Genomic DNA, 21,594 nt, shown 5'->3' with positions numbered 1-21,594 from the left:
TATTACTCCTGTTCAGCCTTTTGCGAGGCATTATTGGCACAAAGCCAGTTTGCCAGTTTGCAATATTGCTCAACGGAGATATTTTCTGCCCGCATGGTTAAATCTAAGCCTAACTCGGTCAGCTGTTCAGGTTTGAACAAATGGCCGAGGCTGTTACGGATAGTTTTCCTCCGCTGATTAAACGCTTCAGTGGTTAGTCGGCTTAATATCCGCATATCGCTCACCGGATAAGGAATAGTGGCGTGTGGTATTAAGCGGACAACCGCAGAGTCAACTTTTGGCGCAGGGCGGAATGCCGTTGGCGGCACTTCGAGTACCGGAATAATGTGACAGTAATATTGCGCCATTACGCTTAACCGGCCATAGGCTTTACTATTAGGGCCAGCAACTAAACGGTTAACCACCTCTTTCTGCAGCATAAAATGCATATCGCTTATGGCATTAGTATAGCTGAAAAGATGAAACATCAGAGGCGTTGAAATATTGTAAGGCAAGTTACCAAACACGCGCAGTGACTGACCTCTCTCTTTTGCCAGAGCGGCAAAATCGAAGGTCATGGCATCTTGCTGAAAAATAGTTAGCTTACTGCCTAGCTTAGGATGAACCGCCAAGCGGGCGGCTAAATCGCGATCCAGTTCGATAACGGTCATGCGCTCAAGGCGGGCGGCAACGGGCTCGGTTAGTGCGCCTAATCCGGGGCCTATTTCTAGCATTTCCTGCCCCGGCATTGGGTGAATAGCCGAGACGATACTATCGATCACATATTGATCGCTTAAAAAGTTCTGCCCGAAACGTTTTCGGGCGAAATGGCCTTGATGGACACGATTATTCATTACGATTATTTATCATTTTAATAGCGAGATTAAGAGCCACCGTAAAGCTGCCGACGTCGGCCTTTCCGGTAGCGGCAAGGTCTAGTGCCGTTCCATGGTCTACGGAAGTACGAATAAAAGGCAGGCCCAGCGTTATATTCACCGCGCGGCCAAAGCCCTGATATTTCAATACGGGTAGTCCTTGGTCATGATACATCGCTAATACGGCATCAGCGTGTTGTAAATATTTTGGCTGGAAAAGGGTGTCGGCAGGGAGCGGGCCGATAAGGTTTATTCCCTGCTGGCGTAGCTTCTCTAACGTGGGGATAATGGTATCTATCTCCTCGTGGCCCATATGGCCGCCTTCTCCTGCATGAGGGTTAAGCCCGCATACGTAGATTTGCGGCTGCGGGATGCTAAACTTGGTTTGTAAATCATGATGCAAAATCACGATTGTTTCAGTCAGGCTTTGTGGCGTGATAGCCGCCGATACCTGAGATAACGCTAGGTGCGTAGTGGCTAAAGCGACCCGCAGTTCTGGGGTTGCCAGCATCATAACAACCCGCTGGCAATGACTGCGTTCGGCAAAGAACTCAGTGTGGCCGGTAAACGCAAAACCGGCATCGTTAATGATACCTTTATGCACCGGGCCGGTAATTAAAGAGGCAAATTCACCGCTCAGACAGCCATCACAGGCTCGGGCTAGCGTATTGACGACGTAACTGCCATTGTCAGCGTTTAATTCACCGGCAATTGCCTGAGCGTTTAGCTCTATCGGAACAACGGTTAACGTTCCTTTGACCTGAGGCTGAGGGGCTTTAAGCGGATCGTAGTCACGCAATTGCAAAGACAGCCCGAGAAGGGCTGCTCTTTGTTGTAGCAAGGCGGGGTCAGCACAAACAACTAACTCGACCGGCCAATCTTGCTGAGCTAGCCGGACCGTTAAGTCCGGCCCAATGCCAGCGGGTTCACCGGGCGTGATAACCACGCGTTGATATTTATTTGCCATCGTTATTACTGGTACTGCCGTTCATAATTTTGACGTAAGCGCTGGCGCGTTGTTCCTGCATCCAGCTCTGAACTTCTTCGGCAAATTTACGGTTAAACAGCATCCGATAGGCCCGGTCTTTTTGCGTCACGTCGGTTTTGTCTACCTGACGGGTATCTAACAGCTGAATTAAGTGCCAGCCGAAAGACGAGTGAATCGGTGCGCTAAGCTCATTCTTTTGCAGGCGCATTAACGCGTCGCGGAATGCCGGATCGTAACTTTCAGGCGATGCCCACCCTAGATCGCCACCCTGCTGCGCAGAGCCCGGATCTTCAGAATATTGACGAGCCATCTCTTTAAAGTCGGCCTTGCCGCTGCGAATGTCCGCTGCGATTGAAGCCATTTTGGCTTCTGCCTGTTCGTCAGTCATCACAACTGAAGGGCGTAACAGGATATGGCGCGCATGAACTTCCATAACGGAAATGGATTTTTGTTCACCGCGGATATCATTGATTTTTAAAATATGGAAGCCAACCCCTGAGCGGATTGGGCCAACGATGCTGCCTTTTGTCGAGGTTTGTAGCTGGCTGGCAAAAATAGCCGGTAGCTCTTCCATTTTGCCCCAACCCATTTGGCCTCCTCTTAGCGCCTGAGGGTCAGCTGAATAGGTTGCGGCCATCTTGCCAAAGTCGGCTCCGGCATTAATTTGTTCCATAATACTTTTTGCTAACGCCTGGGCTTTCTCAACCTGCTGTTGCGATGCCGTTTCTGGTACAGGGATCAGAATATGGCTTAGGTTTAGCTCAGCGCCGCGGCCAATTTGTTTAGCAATTTGGTTGGCCATTGCATCCACTTCTTGTGGCAGCACTGAAACCCGACGACGAACTTCGTTGTTTCTGACTTCAGCCATCAGCATCTCTTTACGGATTTGCTCTCTATAGCTGTTGTAGTTCATGCCGTCAGCGGCCAGACGGCTGCGCAGCTGATCGGGCGTCATGTTGTTTTGGCGGGCAATATCAGCGATACCGCTATTGAGCTTGGCATCGTCAATTTTGATTCCCGAGCTGGTTGCTAACTGGGTGATGATGCTGTCCATGATCAGGCGTTCAGTAATTTGCTTGCGCAGCGTTTCATCATCGGGCAACTGTTGTCCGGCGCGTTTGGCATTACTTTTAACCGAAGCCATCATGTTAATCACATCGCTTTCGAGTACCACTCCGTTATTAACAACGGCGGCAACGCTGTCTACGTGCTGCCCTTGTGGGGCAGCTAATGCGGTGTGTGAAGCCAGTGACATTGAAGTGATTGCGGTACATAGCGCCAAATTTGCGGCAAACGATTTCCAGTTCTTCATTACTTTTTTCATATAATCCATCCGCCTCTGAGCGGTTAAATATTAAAATCGTACTAACGTGAGTTTAGCTATTCGTTAGCGTTAGAAAGCTCGCTGATATGGCAGAATACCCGTACGCATCATTTTGCTTCCGCCCAAGCTATAGTTATTGCTTAAGCCACGAAGCTCAAAATTCAATGACACTTTGTTGTCATAATCGCTTTGGAAGTTACCGGTATTGTTCCAGCCGATAATCTTTCTTTCATAACCAACGCCTATTGCCCAACAGCATGTGTTGTATTGGAAACCGATTAGACTATCGGCAGACTGTTTTAGTTTCGTATCGTAGTAATAAGATCCGACGGCCGACCATCGGTCAGTAATTGGCCACGTGGCGATGCCGCCAACCTGCGAAATATCTTGGTTATAGGCAGTATAGCCATTTGAGATATTGGTTGTCATTGCCGAAACGTATTCTTTACTGGCATAGCGATAGCTTAGCTGAATTACTCGCTCGCTGTCTTTACGGTATTCGGCTACGGCGTTACCGACGGCAAAGTTATTTAACCGCGTATCGTATTGAAGGCCGCCGCGCAGGGCAAAGTTAGGATCGATTTTCCAAAAGCTGTCGCCAGCCCAAACTACGCTACCGCTACTTTTATTTTCATCATACTTGCTGGTGTCATCGCCGGTGCGAGAGTCCTCAAAAAAGTAAATCTGACCGATTGATGCGTTGAAACGTTCATCCTGACGATCGTCATAAACCCGCGTGGTTAAACCGGTAGTAACCTGATTAGCTGAGGCAATACGGTCTAAACCACCGTAGCTCCGGTCGCGGAACAGGCCGGTATAGTCGGTTTGCAGCAGGGTAGAATCATAGACGTAAATATCGCTCTGATCTTTATAAGGTACGTAGAGGTATTGAACCTTAGGCTCCAACGTTTGAGTGTAATCCTGCCATGTGTCCATTGGACGGTCAAAAACCACTTTTCCGGCAATTTTATACTGTGGTAATACGCGGTTTACCGAGTCTTTAAGCTCCGGTGCGTTTGCGCCGTAGTATCGATAAAAGTTATTGCTAAAGTCTTGCTGGTAGTGGGTAGCCATTAGCTTAACTTCACTATCAATGCTTCCCCAACGGTTAGCCATTGGGTAATTTATCGTTGGTTCTAGATGTGCTCGGGTAGCCGTTGGGTTATTGGGATTCTCGCTGGAGAACTTGGCTAGCTGAGCATAGGTATGCAGATCAAAACCGCCAATGTTGTACTGGTAGTTATTCATATCAATTTGAGGTTCTGCACGATAGGCATTGGCATTGCCCACATCGTTAAATACCTGAAACTGTTTCATCGCAATGGTGGCATCCCAGTTTTGATTGGCATAGCCTACGCTGTATTTCTGGGTCGCATAGCCGTCAGTGCTGGATCCATATTTGCTATCAAGATCGCTGAGGTATCGGCTATCGCTAAGCTTGGTATAGTCGACGTTAAACCGCCAAAACTGGTTCATTACCCCGTTATGATTCCAGTAAAATAGCCAGCGGTCAGTATCATCAACGGTTTTGCCTGACTTCGCCATGTCGTCTTTATACTGGCTATCCCCTTTTAGCCAGTCGAGTTCCATAATACCGCTACCCGGACTCAGTAAATAACGGAACTCGTTTTCGTACAGCATTCCCCGGTTTTCAATATAGTGCGGCGTCAGGGTGGCATCAAAGTTAGGCGCAATATTCCAGTAGTAAGGCAGGGAGAATTCTAATCCGCTGTTATTACCGTATTTACCGGTTGGCATTAAGAAACCGGAACGGCGCTTATTGCCGGTCGGTATTTGTAAATAGGGGCTATAAAAAACCGGTACCGGACCGATTTTAAAGCGGGCGTTCCAGATTTCAGCCAGCTCTTCTTCATTATCATGAATAATTTCGCTACCAACGATGCTCCAGCTGCTGTCGCCGGGCAGGCAGGAGGTAAAGGTACCGTTATCAAGAATTGCATAGCGGTTATCTTCACGCAGCTTCATCTTGTCGGCATCACCCCGGCCTTGGCGGCCAACCATTTGGTAATTACCCTGATAAACGTCGGTATCTTTGGTATTCAGGTTTGCCCAAGCCTTTGGCCCGCTAAGTTTGATCATATTGTCATCATACTTAACGTTACCCGTGGCGGTAACGGTACGGATAGGCTGTTCTTGACCTTCGAGCGGCTCTTGATTCACTTCAGCCCGATCGGCGACCAGCAGGCGATTACCTTGTTCAATAATGACGTTACCGCTAAATACGGCACTGGCAGGGTAGTTAACTTCGCTGCCGTCAGATTGGATATCGACGGGTAATGAGTTAGGGTCTCCGGCTACTAACGGACGTTCATACACCGGTATTCCGAACTTACATTGTTCAGCTAACGAAGCCAGAGCATTCTGGCTATAAAGCGCCATCCAAATCGTGGAGGCAAGCAGTGTGGGATAACGTTTTTTCATACGGTTATTTCGAGTATTCCGTCAGTTGCGGCCATGCAGAGGCAAACTTGATGAGATTATCGTACTCATCCCTGTTACACCAGCGTTAAATCTTATCATCACCGTTAGGTGGTTCAATCGTTGGCAGGTATGATAATGCAATTTGCCGCTGACGGCATTGTCAATTGAGGGTGATATGCAGTATTGGGGAAAAATTCTGGGCGTTATTTTAGCGCTTATATCCGGCGGTGGCTTCTGGGCTGTGGTTCTGGGGTTGATTGCGGGTCATATGGTCGACAAAGTAAGAACGCCTCGCCAAAGCGGTTTTTTTTCCAATCAGCAGGCCAGACAGGATCTGTTTTTCCGCGCAACCTTTCAGGTTATGGGGCATTTAACCAAATCTAAGGGCCGGGTCACTGAGGTTGATATTCAGAATGCCTCGATGATTATGGATCGCATGCAAATCCACGGTACGCGCCGTAATGATGCCCAGCAAGCGTTTCGCGAGGGTAAGCAAAGCGGCTTCCCCCTGCGCGAAAAGCTAAAAGAGCTCAAAGCCATCTGTTTTGGCCGCTCTGATCTTATTCGCATGTTTCTGGAAATTCAGCTTCAGGCGGCATTTGCCGACGGAGTGTTGCACCCGAATGAACGTCAGGTGCTGTATGTGATCGGTGACGAACTGGGTATCTCTCGGGCACAGTTGGAACAGTTACTTCGCATGATTGAAGGCGGGCGTCAGTTTGGTCAATCCGGCGGATGGCAAGGGCAGCAGGGCGGATATCGTCCAGATTCAGGGCCGACGCTGGGTGATGCCTGTAACGTTTTAGGCGTAAAGAGCAGCGATGATGCCACGACCATTAAGCGTGCCTATCGCAAGCTGATGACTGAGCATCATCCTGATAAGCTGGTGGCTAAAGGCTTACCCAAAGAGATGATGGAAATTGCCAAGCAGAAAGCACAGCAGATTCAGGGTGCGTATGATTTGATTAAGCGGGAAAAGGGATTTAAGTAATTTAGTTATCTGAGCCGGTTAAATAAATTGCATAGTAAATTGGATAGTAAAAGGAGTGGTTGATGAAAGGATTATTAGCCGGCGTTAGCGCATTACTGTTTTCTACTCTATCAATTGCCGGGCCAGCGACGATTGGCGAGGCGGTATACTAACGGCAAGACCTTGCCTATCGTGATTGATTTACCCTAATTGCCACAATAATATCTCGCTCTTCGGGGCGTTAAGGACGTAGCGTGATAAGAACGATCGGCGGGCTATTTTTGATATTGTTGCTGTTTTCATTGAGCGCCATTGCAGCACCTCCGGCAGGCGATCCTACGGCATTTTTGCAAAAAATTTACGCTTCTTATACCAATGGCTTTGAATCGGTCAGTTTGCTTGGTACCGGCGACAGGCAGATTTTATCCGATGAGCTTTTGAGCGTAGTCGAGGAAGACAATAAATTGGCCGGTGGCGAAATGGGTTTCCTCGACGCCGATCCGATTTGCGCCTGTCAGGATTATGAACATCTGGCGGTTGATAATATAAAAGTGTTATCCAACGATAGTCAGATATCGGCGGTTGAGGTGACGTTTCGCGCCTTTGCCGACAGCCCCGCCAGCGTTACTCAAACCTTTATGTTGAAAGCTAAAAACGGCGCTTGGCTGATTGATGATATCGTGACGGGCAACGGTAGCCTGCACCAGAATATGCAAAACAGTAACGATGAGATAAAGCGAAACCCGCCGGAACCGGAAGATCCTCAATCATTTTTAACCACGCTTTACGCCATCCGCTATAGCCAAAACGATCGGCCGGTTCCCCTGTATGAAACCGACAGTCAGCAAATACTATCCGATAGTCTGCTAAACCTGCTCGCCGAAAACCGGAAAGCGACGCCGGTCGGTGAAGTCGGGTATCTAAACGGCGATCCGCTATGCGGCTGCCAGGATTACGATCGCCTTACCGTTACCAGCATTAACGTCATATCCAATGACAATAAGCAGACCACTACGGTGGTTAAGCTACGCGTGTTTAAAGACGTTGCCGATGAAAGCGTATTGACCCTTAAGCTGGTAGCCCTAAGCGACCGGTGGGTGGTTGATGACGTTATTGATAATGAGGGAAGCATGCGGGCCGCCATTGAACTAGATACCCAAATGCGTCGAGAGCAACTCGCTCAGCAAAAGAGTGGTAAGTAACTTTTGCGATCGAGACTGAGGTGCAGTACCAACCAAGCCAGCTGATTAGCTGGCTTAGCGTTGTTTTCTGATCGCTAAAAGTCCGGCTCGCAGCGAAAATGCATTGGTGTACCAAACGCCGGATGAGTGATGCTCAGCTCCTGAGCGTGCAGCTGAAGCCTTGGAGCCATCGCTTTGGCTTCAGGATGAGCGTAAAACCGATCGCCCAAAATGGGGTGGCCGATAGCCAGCATATGAACCCGAAGCTGATGTGAACGACCGGTAATCGGCATAAGCTTGACCCGGGTTGACCCGTCATCGTCGCGGCTAATCACCTGATACTCGGTTTGGGCACTTTTTCCGGTTTCATAACATACTTTTTGCTTGGGCCGGTTCGGCCAGTCACAAATCAGCGGTAGATCAATCAACCCTTCATCGTGCTCTAAATGGCCCCATACTCGGGCAATATAGGTCTTTTTAGGCTCCCGTTCGCGAAACTGGCGCTTAAGCTCCCGTTCGGCGGCTTTGGTTAACGCCACGGCAATCACGCCGCTGGTTGCCATATCCAGCCGATGAACGGATTCTGCGGCAGGAAAATCGCGCTGAACTCTGGCCATCACGCTGTCATAATGTTCCGGCGCTTTGCCGGGAACTGAGAGCAGATCGCTGGGCTTATTGACCACCATAATGTGCTCGTCTTGATATAAGACATACAGCCAAGGCTCGGTTGGTGGGTTGTAGGGTTCCATGTGCTCTCCGGAGCCTGTTGAGGTTCAAACGGTTGTCTCTCGACACGCTGACCAACGCCAGCGTGTCGATATCAAGTCTAATACTTCGTCATAATTAGCCATCGATGATGGCTCAGATTGATGACAAACCCAACGATTAATATTGGGTCGTAAAAATAGTTAATCCCAAGCCCGGAGCACGACATACTAAAGGACATCGCCCTTCGGCCGCTAGAAAATGGCCATATTCCGATGCTATTACTGCGGACGAAACCTACGCTGAAACCCAATAAAGCTATTTCGCCATCACTCTAGGCCATCAGTGACGACGAAAGCCAGACTACTGGTGGGTTACCACGATCATCCGCAGCGCATCCAGCCGCCAGCTTGCCTGCTGTAGGCAAGCCAGAATTTGCTTACGGTTATCTTCAATGGCTTCCAACTCATCGTCGCGGATAGTCGGGTTAACTGCTTTTAGCGCATTGAGGCGGGCCAGCTCAGCGGTCAGCGTATCGCTGGCTTCCTGCTTGGCCGTATCAATTAGCGCTTGTGCCTGTTTAGCCACTTCATCTTCGCCCATTTGCAGCATTTGGTGGATATCGGCCTGCACGGCGTTAACCAGCTTGCTCGACGTATGGCGATTGACTGCGCTTAGCTGGCGGTTAAAGCTTTCAAACTCAACCTGAGCGGCAAGATTGGTACCTTTACGGTCTAGCATCAGGCGGATCGGCGTAGGCGGTAAGAAACGGGTGAGCTGAAGATTTTTCGGTGCCTGTGCTTCGACCACATAAATCAGTTCCATTAGCATGGTACCGACCGGCAGCGCTTTGTTTTTCAGCAAGGAAACCGCACAGCTGCCGGTATCGCCGGATAAAATCAGGTCTAGCCCGTTGCGAACAATCGGGTGCTCCCAACTGATAAACTGCGCATCTTCCCGCGACAGGGCTTTATCCCGGTCAAACGTAATGGTGCAGCCATCTTGAGGAATGCCCGGGAAATCGGGTACCAGCATATGGTCAGACGGCGTCAAAATCATCAGGTTGTCACTGTCGTCTTCCTGATTAATTCCGACAATATCAAACAGGTTTAGCGTAAAGCCAATCAGGTCGACGTTATTATCCTGTTCTGCGATAACCCGCACCAGCTCCTGAGCCGGTTCTCCGCCGTTAGAGTTCATCTCCAGCAGGCGATCGCGACCGTTTTCAAGATGAATTTTTAGCGCATTATGACGAGCCCGGCTGCGCTGAATAAATTCGTCAAACCCTTCCTGCTCAGACGGATTGGCCAGATACTGCATCAGCTCATCGTGCACGGCGTCGTAAATCGGGCGACCGGTTGGGCAAGTATGTTCAAACGCGTCCAGACCTTCATGGAACCAGCGGATCAAAATGGCCTGAGCGGTGTTTTCTAAGTAAGGGACGATAATCTGAATATCGTGAACCTGCCCGATGCGGTCTAAGCGGCCAATTCGCTGCTCCAGCAGGTCAGGGTTAAACGGAAGGTCAAACATCACCAGTCGGCTGGCAAACTGGAAGTTACGGCCTTCTGAGCCGATTTCAGAGCACAACAGTACCTGAGCGCCATTATCTTCAGTGGCAAAGTAGGCGGCGGCGCGGTCGCGCTCGATAATCGACAAGCCTTCATGGAATACGGCGGCGTGAATGCCTTCACGCTCGCGCAGGGTTTGTTCCAGCTGTAGTGCCGTAGCTGCCTGAGCGCAAATCACCAGCACTTTCTCATGGCGATGCTGCTTCAGGTATTCCATTAGCCATCCGACTCGAGGGTCGAAGTTAAGCCAGCTTACGCCGTCGCCTTCAAAGGTTTGAAAGATTTGCTCAGGGTACAGCATGTCATGGGCGCGCACGCCCACTGCTTTTTTGTCGTTCATCAGGTTCGCGACTTTAAACGCGGTCTGATATTGGGCAGGTAAGGGCAGTTTAATCTGATGAAGATAACGGATCGGAAAGCCTTTTACTCCCTGACGGGTATTACGGAACAGCACGCGGCTGGTGCCGTGGCGATCCATCAGCATGCTGACTAATTCAGAACGGGCAGATTCACTCTCTTCGCCGTCAAGATTGGCGGCTTTCAGCAGCGGTTCAATATCCTGTTCGTTAATCAGATCGCCCAGCAGGTTTAATGCCGTATTATCTAACTTATCACCGCTGACCAGCAGGCTAACCGCGTCGGCCACCGGGCGGTATTTTTGCTGTTCGGTGACAAATTCGTGATAGTCGTGAAAACGGTCAGGGTCTAACAGGCGAAGGCGGGCAAAGTGGCTCTCTTGGCCCAGCTGTTCCGGCGTGGCGGTCAGTAATAATACGCTTGGCGTTTGCTTGGCTAACTGTTCTATCGCCAGATAGTTTTCGCTAGGAGCTTCTTCGCTCCACGATAGGTGGTGAGCTTCGTCTACCACTAGCATATCCCAGTTGCCATCGACCAGATCATCTAGCCGCTGCCTGTTTTGGCAGACAAAGCCCAGCGAGCATATCACCAGCTGTTCTGTCTCAAACGGATTGCTGAAATCCATTCGGGCTTCGGCGTAGCGTTCTTCATCAAATAGAGCGAAGTGCAGGTTAAAGCGGCGCAGCATTTCTACCAGCCATTGATGCTGTAGCGTTTCCGGCACGACGATCAATACGCGCTCCACTCGACCCGCCAACAGCTGTTGATAAATAATCATGCCCGCTTCAATGGTTTTACCCAAACCCACTTCATCGGCCAAAAGGACGCGAGGCGCATGGCGATGCCCCACCTCATTGGCGATATGGAGCTGGTGCGCAATTAAGCTGGCGCGAATGCCGGTTAAGCCGCTCCAAGGCATGCGAAACTGCTCGCTTTGAAATTTTCTGGCCCGATAGCGCAGGGTAAAGCGGTCCATGCGGTCGATCTGACCGGCGAACAGGCGGTCCTGCGGTTTACTAAAGGTGAGCTTACTGTCGAGCATTACTTCACGCAGGCTAACGTTCGCTTCGTCAGTATCTAGGCGCTGGCCGACATAGGTCAGTACGCCTTCATTTTCTTGTATGTCTTCAACCAAAAGCTGCCAGCCTTCGTGGCTGGTAATGGTATCGCCCGGATTGAACATCACGCGCGTGATCGGGGAATCTTTTTGGGCGTACAGGCGATTTTCGCCAATAGCCGGAAATAATAACGTTACGGTACGCGCATCGACTGCGACGACTGTTCCCAGTCCTAAATCACTTTCTGTGTCACTAATCCAGCGTTGGCCTAAGGTAAAGGACATATGTTTATTGGCTTCTCATGGTTGCCATAACAATAAAAGCCGTCAACCTGGTAAATGGCTCAAGGTGATTTACTCAGGACGGCTAAACGGTTATTGCTATGGTTATTTCTCGAAATAAAGACAAGGGCGTTATGGTAATGTTCGCGCCCTGTTAAAACAACCCCATTTGACCGGTAATCAGTGAATCAAAGTTGTCATGCATGAAGGGAAGGATCGCATCAGCGATAGGTTCCAGCTGGCTTGATATATAATGTTGATAGTCAATGGGTGATTGTAAATTTTCCAGCGGCTGCGGGCCTTGTAACGTAATCAGATAACAAATCGTTCCGCCGTTCTGGTACTGCAATGGCCGTTGGTGAGAATGGTTGTACTCATCGGCCAGCTTCGCGGCTCTGGCGTGCGGCGGAACGTTACGCTGATACTCTGACAAACGACGGCGCAGGCGCTTACTGTAAATCAGCCGTTGGTCAAATTCGCCGTCCAGCGTTTTTTGTACATATTCTCGAATAAAGTCCTGATAGGGCTGATGGTGAAATATCCGGCTATACAGCTCTTGCTGGAATATCTGAGCCAGCGGCGTCCAGTCTGTGCGTACGGTTTCCATACCTTTATAAATGATTTCATCGCTGCCGTCGGCTTTAGTGACCAACCCGGCATAGCGCTTCTTACTGCCCTGTTCAGCACCGCGGATGGTCGGCATCAGAAAGCGGCGATAGTGGGCTTCATATTCCAGCTCCAGCGCGCATTCCAGCCCCATTTCTTCATGTAAGTGTTGTTTCCACCATTGGTTGACTACGTTCACCAACGAGCGGCCAATATCATTAGCCTGTTGGTCGCTGCGCGCCTGTTTAAGCCAGACGAAGGTCGAGTCGGTGTCGCCGTAAATCACTTCATAGCCTTGCTGTTCGATCAGCTTTCTGGTCTGTAGCATGATTTCATGACCGCGCAGGGTAATTGACGAGGCCAGCCGAGGGTCGAAAAACCGACAGCCGCTGGAGCCCAGCACGCCATAAAAGGCATTCATGATAATTTTTAACGCCTGAGACAGCGGTTTGTTGTTGGTGCGTTTGGCTTCTTCCCGACCCTGCCAGATTTGTTTGACGATATCCGGCAAACAGTGCTGGGTTCGGGAGAACCGTGCCTGACGGAACCCGGCGACCGCCGTTTGGTCGGTCTCTTTAAGCGTGCCTTCAATTAACCCCACAGGGTCAATCAGAAAGGTACGGATAATCGAGGGATACAGGCTTTTGTAGTCCAGCACGATGACCGAGTCATACAGGCCCGGCGTTGACGACATCACGTAGCCGCCGGGGCTGGCCTCTTCAGGTAAAGTGCCCAAATTGGGCGCAACGTAGCCGATCCGGTGCATTTTGGGTAAATAGAGGTGGGTGAAAGCCGCGACCGAGCCACCGCTGCGATCGGCCGCCAGACCGGTTACCGTTGCGCGTTCTAGCAGAAAGGTCATCAGCTGCGTTTTATCAAAAATGCGGGTGACCAGAACGCAGTCCATCAGGTTATAGCGGGCAAGCGCAGGCTTATCTTCGGCAAACATGCGGTTAATTTCGGCCATGCGATCGTAAGGATTACCAATGGCTTTTCCCTCATTGAGTAACTCCCGGGCTACGTTTTCAAGGCTGAACGAAGGGAAATTCCACGTGGCGCTTTTTAGCGCTTCAATGCCATCGATGATTAGCCTGCCGTTGGCGGAGGCAAAGAAATGACCCTGTTTGAAGCCGTGTTCCCGCCAGTCCAGCGCACTGTTATCGCGCCCGAAGGCCAGCGGAATTTGGTAACGCTCAGCGTGCTTTTGCAATACGCGCAGGTCAAACTGAACCAGATTCCAGCCGATAATGGCATCGGGGTCGTGTTCGGCCAGCCATTGGTTGAGCTTATGCAGCAACAGCGGCCGGCTGGCAACGTACTCCAAATTAAAATCGATACCCTGCGGGTCGCCGTTTTCCGGCCCCAGCATATACACGGTGTTTTGCCCGCATCCGTGCAGCCCAATGGAATAAAGCTCTCCCTGAGCGGTAGTTTCGATATCCAGTGAGACCAGTTTAAGCGTAGGGCGGTAGCCCGGCGCGGGTTTTATCTGTACGTTAGTCATATGGCCGTCGGTGGCGCGATCGCCCTGAAACCAAACCGGTGCGGTAATAAACCGCTCCATCAGATAACGCTCAGGTGGTCGAATATCGGCTTCGTACATGGGTATTTCAGATTCAGTTAACAGCTTTTCGGCTCGCTGAAGCTGACAATATTGGCGGCAATAAAGCCCTTCAACCGGCTGGCAGCTAAAGTCGAGCATTGCCAACGGTCGTAAACTCCAGCCCCGCTCATTGGCCAACAGCGACGTTACTCTGGCATGGTGAGCGGCGGGAACAAAAGCGACGGCCTGCTGTAGCGGTAAGCGAATACGCTGAGGGCCATTGTCCGTTGCCAGCCAATAGTCTATTTCAATGCCGGAAGGGGTATCCCGCCAGTGTCTGGTCAGAATAAAACCCTGTTGTGCTGAATTCACGGTGCGCTCGCTTACTGATGTACGCCGGTGGTAGGTATCGTTAATCAAGAAAATCTTGAGCCTATTTAGGCTACTCGGGTTAATTATAGATTAGCATGTATATCCATACAGTTGTTGTCTATTTTATTTTGTTTTGTTTTTTTTTACCTTTACTACACATACTACACGGTGAATTTTTGTTCTATCTTTAAATGGGAGACATTATCACCAAATACTCTGTTCATGGATGATGTACCCGACTGAGCCTTATTTTTAGCGACGTTCGCTAACCCGAGGCGATTTGTCACAAAAGGTCTGTTGGTTGGGAGCCGGGGTGAGCATTTTTTAGCTCTGTTTATCACCTTATTTGCCCTGATATTTTTCTAAGCCAGCAACGTATATGGGTTGTAAAGGATAGATCTAATATGAAAATACAAATATGGTCCGATTTTTCTTGCCCGTTTTGCTATATCGGTAAGCACCATCTTAGCGCTGCGTTAGCCACATTTTCCGGTCGTGAAAGCGTGGAAACTATTTTTCGCAGCTTTGAGTTAGATCCAAACGCTTCACCCCAAAGTGACACCAATATTTATACCCATCTGGCTGAAAAGTATGACATGAGTATCTATCAGGTTGAGGAAATGACCGGGCTGATTGTCGAACAGGCTAAGCAGGCCGGGCTAGATTTCAACTTTGACTCGCTGATCCCCACTAACACTTTTGATGCGCATCGATTGTTGCATTTTGCATCAGAACGCGGCGTTTCAGAGCCGATGAGCGAAGTGCTGTTCAAGGCTTTCTTTACCGACTCGGCCAATATTGGCGACCGCCAAACCCTGATTAAGCTTGCGGCTGACGTTGGCTTAGAACCTCAGTTGGTGCGCGATGTTTTGCACTCAGATAGCTATGCGGATCGGGTAAGGGCCGATGAATATTTTGCTAAACAGATAAAAATTACCTCGGTGCCGTTTTTTGTTTTTGATAACAAATATGCCGTTTCCGGCGCACAGCCGGTGTCTGCGTTTACTGAGGTGTTGGACAAAGTTCAGGAAGAAGCCCGGCGGCTTAGCCATCTGGAGAATAGCAAGCTGCATCACGGTGGGCCCTACGGTATAGATTGAGATCTATTGACTGACAATAGACGCTTGGCAACGGGGTTAATGCTACCGTTGCGGTATAACGCCCAGCACGCTGGCTGACTCGCTTTTACCTTCCAGTAACGCTTTGGTTGGGCCGTCATACACAATATTGCCTTCAACAACCAATAGCGTTCTTGGGGCAATACGCGCAGCGTCTTCAAGATTGTGTGAGACGATTAGCAGCGTCAATTGCTGTTCATTACACACGCTTTCAACCAAATCTAACATGTCATAACGCAGTGCGGGATCCAGCGCTGAAAACGGTTCATCTAAAAGCAATATAGGCCGGTTTCTGACCAAACAGCGGGCCAGCGCGGTTCTTTGTCTCTGCCCGCCGGAGAGCTGCGACGGCAGGCGGTCTAAGTAATCCGTTAAGCCTACGCGCTGGCAAATGTCTAACTTCTTTTGCTGCTGCTGGCGGCTAAGCTTTAATCCGGGGTCTAACCCAAGGCCAACGTTCTGTTCTACGGTCAGATGGGCAAACAGATTATTTTCCTGAAACAGCATAGATACCGGCCGCCCGGACGGTGGCGTAGCGGTGTGATCGCGGCCGTTAAGTATCAGGCTGCCGCTTTGTGGCATGACAAAACCCGCTATCAGGTGGAGCAGGGTGCTCTTTCCGGCACCGCTAGGGCCCAGAATGGCAACCCGCTCTGTGCTGGTAACCGCCAGATCGAAATTCATCGAAATGGGAGGATATAAATAGCTCAGTTCATTTAGATTTATCATGGCGTCCGGGAAGTCGTTCAATCAGGGTAAACAGTGAAAAACACAGTAATAATAGCAGCAGAGAGGTAACGGCAGCGGATTCACTGCGGTAGTTTCCCAACTGTTGGTAAAGATAGTAGGGCAGCGTTCGGAACTGCTCGTTGCCAAACAGCGCAATCACGCCAAAGTCGCCGATAGAAAGCACGCTGGCGAAGGCCAGAGCCTGAGCGATAGGGCGTTTTAACGCATTAAGTTCAATCCAGCGCAGGCGGTTCCAGCCGTGAACGCCCAACGATTGGGCCAGCAGCGAGTAGCGCTCGGCTAAATCGCGCATCGGATTGTCCAGTACCTTAAGGGCATAGGGAATGGCCATTAAGGCATTTGTCATGATGACTATGCCGTCGGCCGACTCCGGCAGCCCAATAGTGTTGTTTAACAGCAGAAAGAACCCGGTGGCCAGAACGATGGCCGGCATCGCTAAAATCACCATTCCGCTCATCTCTATTCGCAATCCCCACGGGTTATGGCGTAGCCGAAGTTCCCGACTGCTCCACAGCAACATCATGGTTAACACAATGCTTAATAGACCGGAGCCTAACGCGATGCGCAACGACGTGCCTAACGCTAGCCATACCGCCCGCTGGCTGAGCACCGGCATCACCGCGCTGTTGATACCATCGGCGACGACGGCCAGCAACGGGGGAAGCATCAGTAGCAGCGTTAGCCCAATCAGTAGGCTATCGACCAGTTTTTGAGTCAGCGAGTCGCGACTGTCATGCCATTTAAGCCCGTAAGTGCTGCCAACCGGCAGCGAAGGGTTAAGGCGCTGGCTGAGCATCACCATACTTAAGCAGCAAAATAGCTGCATCAGGCCGAGCAGGGCCGCCCGCTGTGGATCAAAGTCATAGTGCAGCGCCTGATAGATGGCCAGTTCAATGGTGGTGGCTTTGGGGCCACCGCCCAGCGAAAGTACGGTAGCGAAGCTGGCAAAGCACAGCATAAAAATCAGAGCGCCGGTCGGTAGTATCTGGCGCTTTAAGGCTGGCCATTCGACGAAGCGAAAGCGCTGCCAGCCGTTCATGCCGAGCTGAGCGGCTAACTGGCGTTGTTCTACGGCGATGCCTTCCAGCGCCTGAAGCAGTAAACGGGTTGCCAGCGGTAGGTTAAAGAAGGCGTGAGCCAGCAGTATGCCTTGAAGCCCATAGGGTGAGAATGCATAGCCCATACCCATGTGTTTTAGTAGCGATGCCAGCCAGCCTTGCTGACCATAAACGCTAAGAATGCCGAATACGGCGACCAACACCGGCAGGACCAGCGTCATCGCGCACAGGCGTAATAACAGCGTTCGTCCGCTAAAACGACGGCGATACAGGGCTCGGGCGACAAAAATAGCCGGCGTCAGCGAAATTAAAGCAGAGAGCAAAGCCTGCCAAAAGGTAAACCCGACCACGTGCCATAAATAGCCATCGCTAAGCAAGGCGCTGACATCGCCGGGCGGGGAGTAAATCCACAGCGCGGCAAAGGCAAGCGTGGCGACGCTAAGGATTAACGCCGCTGCGATAACGCCGGGCCAAAGCCAGCGGGGAATTAGTGGCTGACGGCGCTTTGCCATGCCTGAATCCAAGATGCTCGGTTATCTGACGCTTCCTGCGGGCTGAACTCCAGCGTGTGGGCCGGTTTTGCCGTTTGAGTAAAGGCTTGCGGCAGCGGAAGGTCTATCACCGGATACATCCAGTTGCCGGTTGGGATTTGTGACTGGAAGGCCGGCGTGGTAATAAATGACATAAATTCAGCAGCTAGCTTGGGCTGCTTGCTCGACGCTAACTGCCCGGCCACTTCCACCTGCATATAGTGGCCTTCGCTGAACGGTGCCGCCACGTACTGATGCTTGTTTTCTTCAATCACGTGATAGGCCGGGGAGGTGGTATAGCTGAGCACTAAATCCGCTTCGCCTTTCAAAAATAGTCCGTAAGCGTCGCTCCATCCTTTGGTGACGGTAACGGTTTTCTTTGCCAGCTTCTGCCAGGCCTCAGGGGTTTTATCACCATAGACTTTTTGCATCCACAGCATTAAGCCTAGCCCCGGCGTGCTGGTGCGCGGATCCTGATAAATGACTTTCCATGGTTCAGGGCTTTCTACCAGTTCATGCAGGCTTTTCGGTGGGTTTTTTAAACGTTGATTATTGTAGACAAAGGCAAAGTAGCCGTAGTCATAAGGAATAAATATCGGATTTTTCCAGCCGCCGGGCAAGGTCAGCGAACGGGCATTGACATCAATAGAGTGCGGCGCAAACAGGCCAGTTTTTTCAGCCGCCGCCACCAGATTGTTATCAAGGCCGAGTATGACGTCAGCGCTGCTGTTTTTGCCTTCCATGCGTAAGCGGTTTAGCAGCGATACCCCGTCAGCCAAAGGCACAAACTTCAGTTCACACTGACATTGCGCCTCAAAGGCCTGCTTAATTTTAGGTCCGGGGCCCCAGTCAGAGGCAAAAGAGTCGTAGGTATAAACGGTCAGAGTGGGCTTCACGCTAGCCGCATTGGCCAGCAGCGGGACGGTGATTAACACCAGTGCCGTAGCGATGAATTTAGTAAACACTTTGCGCTCCTAATAAAATAGTAGGCAAAAGTCTTTGAGCAGCTTGAATGCGCGGGTGCAAAGGGATCGACGACGCATCATTCACTCCCAAATCCCTTCGCCGGTATTAGCCGGATCAGGTTCGACGGGTATGGTTTATCTCTTATAAACACATTCTCAGCCTTTACAGCACCCCGTTGAGAACGGGCCATTGTAGTGGCTATTGGGAGGATGGGGAAGAAGATTGTTTTGTTAATACTGCAGCTTATTTGTAGGCTATCAATCACAGGCGTCACCGGTTTATTCCTGTGATTTTTCCTGGCTTTTACCATTAATACGGTAAAATAGCGACTATATCACACCTAATTACGCCTCAGTGCCAGCTTGATATATAGACTTGTCATAACTATTACTGTTTAATTTGGGGTATTAAAACAGTATTACTTAATTAATTAGTTATTATTTTTACTAGGGATTCATATTTAAAAGTCAAAAATGATTCTGCCGAATATATATTTTTTTGCCGATGGTGGTTCTATGCGGATATTACAAAGTAACGATTTCTTTCAGTCTGAGCAACATGCATTCTGTGTATTTATGCTGAATAAGCAAATGATGGAGAATGCCCACGGGCACGATTTTGATGAGATTGTTATTGTTCGCGACGGTAGCGGTTTTCACATTATTAATGATTGCGTAGAGTTTATCTATAAAGGAGATTTCTTTTTTATCTCAGTGAATGATACCCACAGTTATTTATCCATAAATAACCTATCGATAATTAATTTATTAATACATAAAGAACGTGAATTTAATTTCATTAATAATGTGGAACGGTTGCTGGCGTTGCTAAGGGAAGCGCAAGGCAACTTACCCCTGCGTGATATGACGCTGTCATGTAATGAGCTGCTTGCTATCACACAACAGTGCGAATTCATTAGCAACAAAAACGATGATAAATATGATGACATTTATTTTTCAGCGACAGAATCTGCCGTACTCTCAATTCTCGGTACGCTTTGCCAGAATCTTTATCAGAAATGCGATCGTCAAGTTTTTGAACATGCCAGCCGTCAATACCTGATTAACTTTCTTAAACATAATTATATGCACAATGTCTGCTGGAACCAGTTATGCGATGAAAGTGGCATTGCCAGACGTACAATGTTTCGTTTTATTAAAGACGTGACGGGTTTTACTCCGGGCCAATTCCAGCAGGTGTTCCGTTTAATGAAGGCCCAAGAGCTATTACGTACTACAGATAAAAGCATTAGTGATATTGCGATCAACTGCGGCTTTGCGAACTCTTCACGCTTAACTGAATCCTATAACCGGCAGTTCCGCCATACGCCAACGCAGGAGCGTAGGATCTGCCGCTAGGCCTATTACCATAGTACCCGATAATGTATATGAGCCAGTCGAAAGCTTTGGTGGTGATGCTAATTAGTGTGGCGTAGTAAATAGCCCTCTGTAGTTAAGGCGATATTTATATTTTTATTCGACGGCGTAATAACAAATTACGCCAAGGGTTCGCTCATGCCTGATAAATGCAGCCGGGAAGAGTAGTCGTATTTATTACCTCACACAATAATGATGAAGGATATGTATTATGACCAGAAATAAAGAGCCGAATCCCTGGTATGTAGGTGTTGTATCTGGAATGGCTTCATATATTGATTCTGCTGCCATTATTTCCAACGGCACTGCGCTGGTTATCTACCAAAAGGCGATTGGCACCACCTCGACGGAGATTGGTATTCTCTCTGGGTTGCTCACTTTGTGCATTGCCGTCGGTGCATTAACCGGCGGACGACTCGGCGATAGGGTTGGCCGTCGTTCCGTATTTATTTTAACCATGGCGATGATAATCGTGGGGACGTTACTGTTGGCGTTTGGCCTGACGTTCCCGTTATTGCTGGTGGGAACGATCCTGATTGGGCTGGCGACAGGAGCCGATTTGCCGGTTTCTTTAGCAACCATTTCAGAAGCCGCCAGTGAAGGTAATCGCGGCAAGATTATTGCTTTTTCCAATTTACTGTGGACCGTGGGGATAGGTACCACCATGGCGATTTCCTCTTTGGTTGGCGATTGGGGAATAGTTGGGGCGCAGATAATGTATTTACACGTGGGCGGCGTAGCAACGGTATTGCTGGTATTACGCTGGTTTATCCCCGAATCGTCACTGTGGTTGGCGGCAAGAGATGAACAACGTCGTGGCCTGACGACGGTTCGTGCGCAGAAAACGGCCTGGGGCGATTTATTCCGTGGCAAATACCTGTGGCCGTTTACTGCTCTGTGTCTTTTTTATACCTTCGTCAATCTGGCCGCCAATACCGGTGGGCAATTTGGTACTTATGTTGCCGTGAATGTGGTTGGTATTTCGGTCACGACCAACTCGCTATGGAATCTCATTATTATGCCGCTAGGCATGGCATCAGGAATTCTATTTATGCGTATTGTCGATACGCCTAAACGCATGCCTTTTTTTGTGCTTGGTGCCGTTCTGATAACCAGTGGGTATGCCATGCCGGTGTTGTTGAATTTCAGCGCAGCTTCTTGGTTCTTCTGCATATTGTTTTGCAGTCTCGGTAACGGGCTGGCATTCGAAGGCATTATGAAAGTATGGTCTCAGGAGTCATTTCCTACCATGCTGCGATCAACCGCTCAGGGCGTGATTGTCGCGATCGCCCGTTTATCCTGTGGAATGTTGGCCTTTGTCACTCCGGTATTACTTGATGCCGGCCCGAGCGTTCTTTATTGCATTTTGGCATCTACTGCAGGCGTCGGTCTACTTATTGGCTGGTTATGTTTTCACGGTCAACAGCGAAATGAATTCAGTACAGAGGTTCAAACGCTCATTGAGGAACAGCCTAAACCTGCTGACGCCGCGCTAAATAATATCGTACACAACTGACAGTCTCTTTCTTCTGATAGAAAAATGG

At 49.7% G+C, this 21,594-nt stretch carries 15 protein-coding genes and 1 riboswitch; of the genes, 5 read left to right on the top strand and 10 right to left on the bottom strand.

The window, feature by feature from the left end; genetic code table 11:
* Positions 1–2 precede the first annotated feature (2 nt).
* The 4 genes from rsmA to lptD form a co-directional block, all read right to left on the bottom strand.
* The gene (gene rsmA / locus GVI43_RS03405) at positions 3–833 is read right to left on the bottom strand and encodes a 16S rRNA (adenine(1518)-N(6)/adenine(1519)-N(6))-dimethyltransferase RsmA (RefSeq protein ID WP_159565340.1); all 831 of its coding nucleotides are present in this window, start codon (positions 831–833) and stop codon (positions 3–5) included.
* A complete protein-coding gene (gene pdxA / locus GVI43_RS03400) occupies positions 826–1,821 on the bottom strand; it encodes a 4-hydroxythreonine-4-phosphate dehydrogenase PdxA (RefSeq protein ID WP_159565339.1) in 996 nt (331 codons plus the stop codon). The genes rsmA and pdxA overlap by 8 nt, the downstream gene beginning before the upstream one ends.
* Complete coding sequence (gene surA, locus GVI43_RS03395; protein ID WP_159565466.1) at positions 1,811–3,154, bottom strand: peptidylprolyl isomerase SurA; 1,344 nt, start codon at positions 3,152–3,154, stop codon at positions 1,811–1,813. Before surA ends, pdxA begins: the two co-directional genes overlap by 11 nt.
* Positions 3,155–3,235: 81 nt before the next feature.
* Complete coding sequence (lptD, locus tag GVI43_RS03390; RefSeq protein ID WP_159565338.1) at positions 3,236–5,608, bottom strand: LPS assembly protein LptD; 2,373 nt, start codon at positions 5,606–5,608, stop codon at positions 3,236–3,238.
* Between the two features lie 175 nt (positions 5,609–5,783).
* Here lptD and djlA point away from each other — a divergent pair, with 175 nt between their 5' ends.
* Both djlA and GVI43_RS03380 read left to right on the top strand, forming a co-directional pair.
* On the top strand, positions 5,784–6,599 hold the full coding sequence (gene djlA, locus GVI43_RS03385; protein WP_159565337.1) for a co-chaperone DjlA: 816 nt from the start codon (positions 5,784–5,786) through the stop codon (positions 6,597–6,599).
* 233 nt (positions 6,600–6,832) lie between these two features.
* Complete coding sequence (locus tag GVI43_RS03380) at positions 6,833–7,780, top strand: DUF3828 domain-containing protein (RefSeq protein WP_159565336.1); 948 nt, start codon at positions 6,833–6,835, stop codon at positions 7,778–7,780.
* Between the two features lie 74 nt (positions 7,781–7,854).
* Here the strand turns inward: GVI43_RS03380 and rluA are convergent, their stop codons facing one another.
* The 3 genes from rluA to GVI43_RS03365 form a co-directional block, all read right to left on the bottom strand.
* A complete protein-coding gene (gene rluA / locus GVI43_RS03375) occupies positions 7,855–8,508 on the bottom strand; it encodes a bifunctional tRNA pseudouridine(32) synthase/23S rRNA pseudouridine(746) synthase RluA (RefSeq protein WP_159565335.1) in 654 nt (217 codons plus the stop codon).
* A 319-nt stretch (positions 8,509–8,827) separates the two neighbouring features.
* Positions 8,828–11,734: an RNA polymerase-associated protein RapA gene (gene rapA / locus GVI43_RS03370; RefSeq protein ID WP_159565334.1), complete on the bottom strand. Its 2,907-nt coding sequence runs from the start codon at positions 11,732–11,734 to the stop codon at positions 8,828–8,830.
* A 151-nt stretch (positions 11,735–11,885) separates the two neighbouring features.
* A complete protein-coding gene (locus tag GVI43_RS03365) occupies positions 11,886–14,252 on the bottom strand; it encodes a DNA polymerase II (protein ID WP_159565333.1) in 2,367 nt (788 codons plus the stop codon).
* A 404-nt stretch (positions 14,253–14,656) separates the two neighbouring features.
* On the opposite strand from GVI43_RS03365, the gene GVI43_RS03360 reads away from it, so the two are divergent.
* Positions 14,657–15,352: a DsbA family oxidoreductase gene (locus GVI43_RS03360; protein WP_159565332.1), complete on the top strand. Its 696-nt coding sequence runs from the start codon at positions 14,657–14,659 to the stop codon at positions 15,350–15,352.
* Positions 15,353–15,394: 42 nt separating this feature from the next.
* On the opposite strand, the gene thiQ is transcribed toward GVI43_RS03360, so the two are convergent.
* The 3 genes from thiQ to thiB are packed head-to-tail and all read right to left on the bottom strand — an operon-like array spanning position 15,395 to position 18,673.
* Entirely contained in the window at positions 15,395–16,099 is a 705-nt protein-coding gene (gene thiQ / locus GVI43_RS03355) for a thiamine ABC transporter ATP-binding protein ThiQ (protein ID WP_159565331.1), read from the bottom strand.
* Entirely contained in the window at positions 16,083–17,690 is a 1,608-nt protein-coding gene (gene thiP / locus GVI43_RS03350; protein ID WP_159565330.1) for a thiamine/thiamine pyrophosphate ABC transporter permease ThiP, read from the bottom strand. Before thiP ends, thiQ begins: the two co-directional genes overlap by 17 nt.
* Positions 17,666–18,673, bottom strand: a complete 1,008-nt coding sequence (gene thiB / locus GVI43_RS03345; protein ID WP_170324310.1) for a thiamine ABC transporter substrate binding subunit — start codon at positions 18,671–18,673, stop codon at positions 17,666–17,668. The genes thiP and thiB overlap by 25 nt, the downstream gene beginning before the upstream one ends.
* A 74-nt stretch (positions 18,674–18,747) precedes the next feature.
* A riboswitch (TPP riboswitch) is annotated at positions 18,748–18,859 on the bottom strand.
* Between the two features lie 330 nt (positions 18,860–19,189).
* On the opposite strand from thiB, the gene GVI43_RS03340 reads away from it, so the two are divergent.
* Positions 19,190–20,032, top strand: coding sequence for a helix-turn-helix domain-containing protein (locus GVI43_RS03340; protein ID WP_159565329.1), 843 nt, complete (start codon positions 19,190–19,192; stop codon positions 20,030–20,032).
* A gap of 280 nt (positions 20,033–20,312) precedes the next feature.
* The gene (locus GVI43_RS03335; protein WP_246201479.1) at positions 20,313–21,566 is read left to right on the top strand and encodes an MFS transporter; all 1,254 of its coding nucleotides are present in this window, start codon (positions 20,313–20,315) and stop codon (positions 21,564–21,566) included.
* The last annotated feature ends 28 nt before the right edge of the window (positions 21,567–21,594 follow it).

The organism is Budvicia diplopodorum (genome assembly GCF_009800925.1).
In the GTDB taxonomy this organism is placed as follows: domain Bacteria; phylum Pseudomonadota; class Gammaproteobacteria; order Enterobacterales; family Enterobacteriaceae; genus Budvicia; species Budvicia diplopodorum.
The sequence above is the reverse complement of the archived record's forward strand: the minus strand, read 5'-3'. Positions and strand labels throughout refer to the sequence as shown.